The organism is Sphingomonas kyeonggiensis, assembly GCF_014196745.1.
In the GTDB taxonomy this organism is placed as follows: domain Bacteria; phylum Pseudomonadota; class Alphaproteobacteria; order Sphingomonadales; family Sphingomonadaceae; genus Sphingomonas; species Sphingomonas kyeonggiensis.
The window spans coordinates 270,423-278,835 of sequence record NZ_JACIEH010000005.1; the positions used below are offsets into that span (position 1 = coordinate 270,423).

The 8,413-nt window shown below is 62.4% G+C and carries 10 protein-coding genes; 4 read left to right on the top strand and 6 right to left on the bottom strand.

The window, feature by feature from the left end; all coding sequences use genetic code 11:
- The first annotated feature begins 4 nt into the window (after window positions 1-4).
- Window positions 5-259: a hypothetical protein gene (locus GGR46_RS24185; RefSeq protein ID WP_184000638.1), complete on the top strand. Its 255-nt coding sequence runs from the start codon at window positions 5-7 to the stop codon at window positions 257-259.
- A 27-nt stretch (window positions 260-286) separates the two neighbouring features.
- Here the strand turns inward: GGR46_RS24185 and GGR46_RS24190 are convergent, their stop codons facing one another.
- From GGR46_RS24190 to GGR46_RS25765, 5 genes are all read right to left on the bottom strand, one after another.
- Entirely contained in the window at window positions 287-457 is a 171-nt protein-coding gene (locus tag GGR46_RS24190) for a hypothetical protein (protein ID WP_184000639.1), read from the bottom strand.
- The gene (locus GGR46_RS24195; protein WP_184000640.1) at window positions 457-1,362 is read right to left on the bottom strand and encodes a transglutaminase family protein; all 906 of its coding nucleotides are present in this window, start codon (window positions 1,360-1,362) and stop codon (window positions 457-459) included. Before GGR46_RS24195 ends, GGR46_RS24190 begins: the two co-directional genes overlap by 1 nt.
- Window positions 1,363-1,433: 71 nt before the next feature.
- Window positions 1,434-1,640: a cold-shock protein gene (locus GGR46_RS24200; RefSeq protein ID WP_184000641.1), complete on the bottom strand. Its 207-nt coding sequence runs from the start codon at window positions 1,638-1,640 to the stop codon at window positions 1,434-1,436.
- Between the two features lie 167 nt (window positions 1,641-1,807).
- A complete protein-coding gene (locus tag GGR46_RS24205; protein WP_246426341.1) occupies window positions 1,808-2,125 on the bottom strand; it encodes a hypothetical protein in 318 nt (105 codons plus the stop codon).
- Window positions 2,122-2,250 carry a hypothetical protein gene (locus GGR46_RS25765; protein ID WP_269574012.1) on the bottom strand — a complete coding sequence of 43 codons (129 nt, stop codon included), beginning with the start codon at window positions 2,248-2,250 and terminating at the stop codon, window positions 2,122-2,124. The genes GGR46_RS24205 and GGR46_RS25765 overlap by 4 nt, the downstream gene beginning before the upstream one ends.
- Before the next feature lie 408 nt (window positions 2,251-2,658).
- Between GGR46_RS25765 and GGR46_RS24210 the strand changes: the two genes are divergently transcribed.
- From GGR46_RS24210 to GGR46_RS24220, 3 genes are all read left to right on the top strand, one after another.
- Window positions 2,659-3,750: an extracellular catalytic domain type 1 short-chain-length polyhydroxyalkanoate depolymerase gene (locus tag GGR46_RS24210; protein WP_184000642.1), complete on the top strand. Its 1,092-nt coding sequence runs from the start codon at window positions 2,659-2,661 to the stop codon at window positions 3,748-3,750.
- Between the two features lie 20 nt (window positions 3,751-3,770).
- Window positions 3,771-5,045: a cation:proton antiporter gene (locus tag GGR46_RS24215; RefSeq protein WP_184000643.1), complete on the top strand. Its 1,275-nt coding sequence runs from the start codon at window positions 3,771-3,773 to the stop codon at window positions 5,043-5,045.
- Between the two features lie 147 nt (window positions 5,046-5,192).
- Window positions 5,193-5,702, top strand: coding sequence for a hemerythrin domain-containing protein (locus tag GGR46_RS24220; protein WP_184000644.1), 510 nt, complete (start codon window positions 5,193-5,195; stop codon window positions 5,700-5,702).
- Window positions 5,703-5,797: 95 nt separating this feature from the next.
- Here GGR46_RS24220 and GGR46_RS24225 read toward each other — a convergent pair whose 3' ends face one another.
- Entirely contained in the window at window positions 5,798-7,870 is a 2,073-nt protein-coding gene (locus tag GGR46_RS24225) for a catalase (RefSeq protein WP_184000645.1), read from the bottom strand.
- Window positions 7,871-8,413: the final 543 nt, after the last annotated feature.

Here is an 8,413-nt window from a genome sequence, read left to right on the forward strand (position 1 = left end):
AACCATGAGCATCTACCCGCCGATTACGGGCGCGAATATGCGAACACCAACGCGTTCGACCGATCCGACGGCCCTCCAGTTGGAAGCCGATGCACTGGAAGCAAGCCTTCGCGACATGTCTGCCTCCTTCTCGCGGGATTATGTCGCCGGGCGGATGGGCGTCCGGCATAACACCTACCAACATCGCGCACGCGTCCTGCGGCAGTTGACGGCGCAACTCGCGGCGATGCGTACCGAAGCTCTATTGTCCGCGTCGTGATCTCGGAGCGCTAATCGACCGCGCGGATCAAGGGTGTGGCTCGCCGCGGTGGCGCCCCGCATGGATCCGTGCTTCTTTCCGCAACCGCCGGTGATAGGAACGGGCACGCCCATGATAGATGCGGTACGCGATGAAACCTGCGACCAGCAGGGTGATGACCAGCATCAGGCTGTAGGCGGCGATCAGTCTGGGTTCCATCATGCACCTCCTGGGTTGCTCACAGTGCTTTGCAGGGGATCGGCGGAAACCATGACCTCCACCGTCATGCCGAGAAAAGCCGCAGCCGGGCCGAGATAATGCCCTTCCACGGGGCGCAGACGGGCGATGTCGCGTCCGACTGCGGTAGGCACTAGATTGGCTTCTCCCATGCGGCCGTTGGTCGGATCGAAGGCGATCCATCCGGCACAGGGGAGATAGACTTCTGCCCAGGCATGGGTTGCGCCGTGCTGGCGCTCCCCTCCGCCGGGGTCATCTGTCAGCGGATCGAAGACATAGCCGGACACTGCGCGGGCGGCGAAGCCCAAGTGCCGCACCGCTTCGATGAACAGCATGGCGATGTCCCGGCAAGAGCCCGATCCCAGATCGAGCGTGGCGCCGGGAAGCTGCGTCCCTTCCGATTCGCGCGCGACATAGGCGACGCCGTTCCGGCTGGCGGCGCTCACATCCTGAAGCAGGGCCAGCGTGTCGGTGTGGTCGGAGCGAACCAATGCGCGGGCCCAGATCGCCAGGCGGCCGCCAGGATCGGGATGGACCGGCGCCAGCAGCCCACCCAAATCGCTTCGTTCCTCTTCGGAATAGCGGAAGGGGTAGCTATGCGCGTGCGGTGCGATATTGAAAATGGGCCAGGCATCGGCGGTCTGCTCGACCACCAGCAGGCTGTGGATTTCGAGCCGGGTGGCCAAGTGCGAGAAGGATGCGGTGGCGATCAAATTGCCGAACACATCCTGTGTCCATGCCAGTTCGGCGGCAGGCGTGCAGCGAAGCTGGGTGACGATCGGGTTGAGGACCGGGGAGGCTCGCGGGCTCAACATCACGCGATGCGGCAGCAGCACGACCGGATCGCGATAGGTGTAGCTTGTGGTGTGGGAGATGTGCAGGCGCATACACGCTTACCCTTGCTGGCTAGCGCGAGCAGTGTGCGGCAGACCGAATTCCGGGCTGCCGCACCGCGGCATCAGGCTTCCTGCAGGTTTACTGCCGAAGTCTTTCCGCGCTGATCCGACTCCACCTCGTACGAAAGGCGCTGGCTCTGCTGGAGCGTCGTCATGCCGGCGCGTTCGACTGCGCTGATGTGCACGAAACTGTCATTTCCACCGTCCTCGGGAGAAATGAAGCCATAGCCCTTGCTGCTATTGAAGAATTTAACGGTACCGATAGGCATGATCTGTTCCTTTCGCAAAATGAAGTGCCGGACCAGAAATGCGATCCGAGCCAGGAAGCGAGAAAAGGAAGATCTGCTCGAAGGCATCAATTTCCGTCGCAGGCGACGATAGCTAGTATGAGATGGGCGGGCTGGCTGGCATTACAATGGCTACACCAGATATATCCCTATGCAAGTTCGCGATTATAGAGCGCACGATCTGGATTTTCGCTCAAGTTGCGATCTTCCATGCAGGCCGGTTCGTCCTTCATTATCCCAGCGCGGGCGATTTCCTGAGCGCGCAGCTTGCGGGCCTCGCGATGTTCGGCGGCAGCGCCTTCCTTTGCCCATGCGGCTGCTGCCACAATCGCAATGCGCTTTACGTTCTCGAGCGTGGCTGTGCCGGCCAGCGCGCGCTGACGCACCTCTTCCGTGCGGCAGAAAATGGCAGTCGGTTGCATGGATTTGGTCTTTCCGCTTGAGGAGGCGACGCTGGCTGGCATCATGATTTCTTGAGAGGCTGCACCAACGGTGTGCCCTTCAAGGCTGCGCTGACCGGCACCAGTTTCGGCGCCGCGACCTTTTTCGGCTTTCGAGCCTCTTTGTTGCTTCGGCGTTGACCCTTGGCCATGCAAAGTTCCTTCCTGGCGGTTTCAGATGCGTGTGAAGCGAATGGACAAGCGAGGCCGCGGACGCATCTGCGTCGGGGTGCCAGGACTTGGGCAAGGAGGCGCGCCGCTTGGTCGCGCGTACTCGGCGCTGGGCGCAACTATCGGGAAAATCTGCATGGAGGTGCTCCAGGTCAGAGCGGGAGCATGAACTCTCAGTCGCACCCAGGCTCATGGCAGGCGGTGCAATACAAACTATGTGGGGTGCCGATGGCGGTTACGCCACCCCGACCCCGATAAATCGCAGTTTCTCAGCCAGCATGGGTTGTGTCCGGCCAAAGTTGGCCCGATATTGTGCGGCGCAGCAATTAGCCTGGCCAGGGACGGTTGCTGCATTGTCAGGGCTTCCGCCGTGGCCAGGAGAAGGCCACATGCGACGCTTGAACGACACGATAAAGCACCTCAATGCATTGCGCGCCGGGCAGAATATCATCCCGACAGGTGCGAGCCGGCTCACGGAGCTGAGCGACTTCGGTTCCAACCCCGGCGCACTGCGAGCCTTTTGCCATGTGCCGGCGAGCCTGAGAGAAAATGCAGCGCTGGTCGTCGTGATGCACGGCTGCACCCAGGATGCCGCCGCATATGATCGCGGCTCGGGCTGGTCCCAACTGGCCAACGAACAGGGTTTTGCGGTTCTCTTCCCTGAACAGCGGCGCGCCAATAACGCGAACCTGTGTTTCAACTGGTTCAATCGAGACGACACGCGACGCGACGCTGGCGAGGCGCTGTCGATCCGCCAGATGGTGGCGGCGATGATCGCGGCATACCGGCTCGATCCGGCTCGCGTCTTCGTGACCGGCCTCTCCGCCGGCGGTGCGATGACCTCGGTAATGCTGGCGACCTATCCGGAGGTCTTCGCCGGAGGCGCCATCATCGCCGGCCTGCCCTACGGCACCGCGGAGTCGATCCCGCAGGCCCTGGACCGCATGCGCGCGCAGGGTGGTCCGAGCGGGGCCGCGTTGGGAGTGCTGGTGACGGCGGCGTCCGCCCATACCGGCCGATGGCCAAGTATTTCGATATGGCACGGCACCAGCGACATGACAGTCAGCCCCGCAAATGCCGCGCTCGTCCTCGAGCAGTGGCGCTGGCTGCACGGCGTTGCAGAGTCTCCCTGCGAAACCGGTGCCGTCGAAGGCCATACCCATCGCCTCTGGCGGGATGCCGCAGGCCGCGAAGTGATCGAGGAATATCGCATTGCCGGGCTCGGGCATGGCACGCCGCTCAGCACCTCGGGCTCCGACGCCTGCGGAGTCCCCGGACCTTATATGCTGGAAGCCGGCATATCCTCGACGCGCCATATCGCGCGCTTCTGGGGGCTGATGGGGGCCGGGGCCGCACGCGTGCCTTCGCTGGCTCGGGAACCCGCCAGGATAGAGGACAGCCAGCCCGATAAGGCAGATACCGGTCCGGGAGTTGGGCGGATAATCGAGGACGCGCTGCGGACAGCCGGGTTGATGCGCTGATCGCGCCGGAAGGAGCTTCCATGCGGCCGCCCCACGACCTCTACATACAGTTGATCGCAGGGGTCGGCGCACTGGTGCTGATGACCGCGTGGCTGCCGATGCTGCTGCGCAAGATGCCGCTGTCGCTGCCCATCCTTTGCGTGGCTGCTGGTGCGGCGCTGTTCGCACTTCCGGCGCTGCGTGCTTTCGCGGTCCATCCGCTTGCTTTTCCGGTTACGGTACAGCGGCTGAGCGAGTTGGTCGTTATCGTTTCGCTGATGGGCGCGGGTCTCAAGATCGACAGGCTGATCGGCCTGCGCCGGTGGGCGCTGACCTGGCGATTGCTGGGCATCGCGATGCCGATCACCATTGTGATCGTTGCCGGTCTCGCCTGGGGAATATTAGGCCTCGGCGTTGCCGCCGCGCTCCTGATCGCCGCGGTGCTGGCGCCCACCGACCCGGTGCTGGCGAGCGACGTCCAGGTGAATGGTCCCGGAGAAGGCGGCGAGGACGAAGCGCGCTTCGCGCTCACGTCGGAAGCCGGCCTCAATGATGGCCTCGCATTTCCGTTCGTCTATCTGGCGATCGCCCTGAGCGCGACAAGCTTCGGCGCGGGAGATGCTCTCGCCTGGTTGGCGCGCGACCTGTTCTGGAAGACCCTGCTCGGCGTGGCCGCCGGTTATGCGATCGGGCGGGGGCTGGGCTATCTTACCTTCCATCTTCCCAACCGCGCCAATATCTCCCGCACGGGCGATGGCTTCGTCGCGCTGGCCGCCACCTTCCTCGCCTATGGCACGGTTGAGATGCTGGGCGGTTATGGCTTCCTGGCGGTCTTCGTCTCGGCGCTTGCCTTGCGCAACGCGAGCCGGGACCATGACTATCAGGAGCGGCTTCACGGGTTCGCCGAAGAGGCTGAGCGGCTGCTGATGATGTCGCTGCTGGTCTTGTTCGGCGGTATCGTGACTTATAGCGGGCTGCTCGCGCCATTCGATTGGGCGATGCTGCTTTTCGTGGCTGGGGTACTTCTGGTCGCGCGGCCGGTGGCGGGCATGATCGGCCTGGCGGGGACGAGATTGCCCTGGCGGGAGAAGCTGGTGATTTCCTTCTTCGGCATCCGCGGCATGGGATCGATCTACTATCTGGCCTTCGCCCTAAACCACGCGAATTTCTCCGATCCGCGCCGCCTTTGGGCGACGGTCGGCGCGGTGGTGCTCGCCTCGATCCTGCTGCACGGGATCACAGTGACCCCGGCGCTCCAGCTGATGGACCGGTGGCAGCGTAGGAAAACTGCTGGTTCAGGTTCGCAATGCGGCTAGTCGACAAGCCTGCAATTAAAAATAATGATCCAGATCAGTCAAATAGATCATTGCGGCCCCTATGGGATGCTAACGACTCGCAACAGGAAATTTCTTGGAACGTATATTCTTTTCATCCTGTTTGATCTTCGTCTCAGGAGAAATAACATGGCTGACACCAAGAAAGATGCAATCGCCCTTCTCAAGGCCGATCACCGTACCGTGGAAGCGTTGTTCGAGCAGTTCGAAGGCGCTTCGGGCGACGGCAAGAAGCAGAAGATCGCGATGCAGATCTGCATGGAGCTGACCGTCCATGCGAAGATCGAGGAGGAAATCTTCTACCCGGCCTGCGAGGGCAATATCGAGGAAGACCTGCTCAAGGAAGCCTATGTCGAGCATGACGGCGCCAAGGTGCTCATTGCCGAGATCGAAGCCGGCGCGCCCAGTGACGATTTCTACGATGCCAAGGTGAAGGTGCTGTCCGAGCAGATCGAGCACCATGTCGGCGAGGAAGAGCAGCGCATGGAGGGCATGTTCGCCCAAGCGCGCAAGGCCGGGCTGGATATGGACGCGCTGGGCGAACAACTGCTCGCCCGCAAGACCGAGTTGCTCGCCACCTATAAGGCGAGTGGGCTGCCGAAGCCGGAGCTTACCACGATGACCGACGTCACGGTCTGATCGCAAACTACAAAGACGCCTCGTGATACGGGCGGGCGAACCCTTTGCCCGCCCGTATCATTTCCACCTGCTTCTATCGCAGCGCCTGCGCTTCGTTATGCCAGCGTTCTGAGACCCGGCTCGCGAGCGTAGAAGCGTTTTGCTGCGGCTGGCACGAACCCGTCATCCAGGCCGGTAACGCCATCGCCGGGCTTGATACCGGCCTTGTCGAGCAGCGGTTTGGCCGCGTCGCTGGCGCCGATCGCCTTCAGGTGACCGAACGCGTTCATCACCCATTCGACTGCTGCGCCTTCGTTCAGCAGCGCTGTGCAGCCTTCTTCCGAAAGCACCACCGCCACCGCGTCGAAGATCTGCGATGGCGTCCCTGCGAGTTGCCCGTCGGCCTTCTGCACTTTGCCGTCGGACAAGGTCGCGCCGCCCACCTTGGGTGCGACGATCACGGCCTTGGCTTTGGCCTTCTCGATCGCGCCGATGAGCGTGCTCAGGTCGGCGGCGTCGGTACCGTCTGCGATCAGCACGCCGATCGCGCGGCCTTCGAGCGTGTCCTTCATGTTCTTTTGGATCGACAGCGCATCGGACGGCGCGATCTCAACCGGTTCGCGCGCGGCCGTGGCCTTTGGCGGCAGCGGGATACCGAGACCGTCAGCCACCCGTTTGGCGAACGCTTCATCGACATTGCGAAGATTGGCGACCATCCGGCCCGGTACCTGGTCGAGCAACCCGACCTTGGAGAGTTCGAACACGAAGGACGAGGCGATATGCGCCTGCTCGCTTTCGGTCTGTGAGGCGAGGAACATCCGTGCCTGGCTGTAATGGTCGGCGAACAATTCGCTCCGTACGCGCAGCTTGTCGCCTGTCTCGTCCCGGCCGGTAGGCGCGGTGCTGGTGGCGAAACCGCTGGCGGGACATTCGCGCGGCCCGCCTTCCTCGCCATGCGCCGCAAGGCTGTTGGGCTCGTAGTTGGCGCGCCCCTTGGGCACCGCCATCTGCATCATGCCATCGCGCTGGAAGTTCGCCATCGGGCACCGGGGCGCATTGACCGGGATCTGGTGGAAATTTGTGGTGCCGAGCCGCGACTTCTGCGTGTCGAGATAGCTGAACAGGCGCCCCTGCAGCAGCGGGTCGTTTGAGAAATCGATGCCGGGCACGATGTTGCCGGGACAGAAAGCGACCTGTTCGGTCTCGGCGAAGAAATTGTCGACGTTCCGATCAAGCACCATTCGCCCGATGATCCGCACGGGAACATCGTCCTCGGGGATCAGCTTGGTGGAGTCCAGTACGTCATAGGGCTGGGCATCGGCGAATGCCTGATCGAACACCTGGATGCCGAGCTCCCATTCGGGGAAATCACCCGTGTCGATCGCTTCGAACAGGTCACGGCGATGATAGTCGTTGTCGGCGGCCTGGAGCTTGAGGGCTTCGTCCCAGATCGTCGACTGGATGCCGAGCTTCGGCTTCCAGTGGAACTTGACGAAACTTGCCTTGCCGGCAGCGTTGACCAGCAGGAAGGTGTGGATGCCGAAGCCCTCCATCATCCGGAGCGAGCGCGGCAAGGTGCGGTCGGACATCGCCCAGAACAGCATGTGCGTCGTCTCGGGCATCAACGACGCGAAATCCCAGAAGGTGTCGTGCGCCGAGCCGGCCTGCGGATAGGCCCGGTCGGCCTCCATCTTCACCGAATGGATGAGGTCGGGAAACTTGATCGCGTCCTGGATGAAGAAGACCGGGATGTTGTTGCCGACCAGGTCCCAATTACCTTCGCGGGTGTAGAATTTGACCGCGAAGCCGCGGACATCGCGGGGCGTATCGACCGATCCCGCGCCACCAGCCACGGTCGAGAAGCGCACAAAGACTTCGGTCTTCTCGCCTTTGGTGAACAGCGCTGCCTTGGACAGGTCCGAGATATCGTCGGTCGCTTCGAAGAAGCCATGCGCACCAGTGCCGCGGGCGTGGACGATGCGCTCGGGAATGCGTTCATGATCGAAGTGGAAGATCTTCTCGCGAAGGATGAAATCCTCCAGCAGCGTCGGGCCGCGCGCCCCCGCCTTCAGGCTGTTCTGGTTGTCGGCGATCGCGATGCCCTGGTTGGTGGTAAGCACCTCCGTCCCTTCACCGGCCTTTTGATGCGTCTCGCCGCCATCGCCGCTTTGCTTGGTCTTCGTCGCCATGTGTCCGCTCCCGATTGTCGGCGGTTCAACCGGCGGTGCCACACCAAGGGTCCGTCGATTTGGCAAACTTGCTGCAAGTTAATGCGATTCCTTTCCTGGAGAGCAGGCTACGGTGCGACGATTCGGGCCGGTATGCAGGAGCGGATGCCGGCTAGGCAGTTGCATGAGATTGCTGGCGTTAGCGCGGCAGCGGGGTGCCGATAGTGGGTGGACCGACCTCTGGCGCCAGCCACCAAAACGGCCTGTACAACCGTCAGCTTGTATGATTCAGCGCTGTGTATGTGGTCCAACAGCGCAACCTGGGAGCGCTGACCCGAAAACCAATCGCAACCCGCAAAAACGGGCCATCTAACAAGTTGAACCATAGTGGGGCTGCGTTGCTTCGATGCATCGCGTGAACAATGGCGGCTTTCTGGTTGGCCGGCTGTAAGCTGGATGGCCGATATTGGGGCGCATAGCCGTCCGGCGTCGGAGCGGCCCATCTTGAGCGCGGATGGACCGCCCAGCCTCAGATTTCCGTTCGTTCAGCAAGTGTCAAAGCAT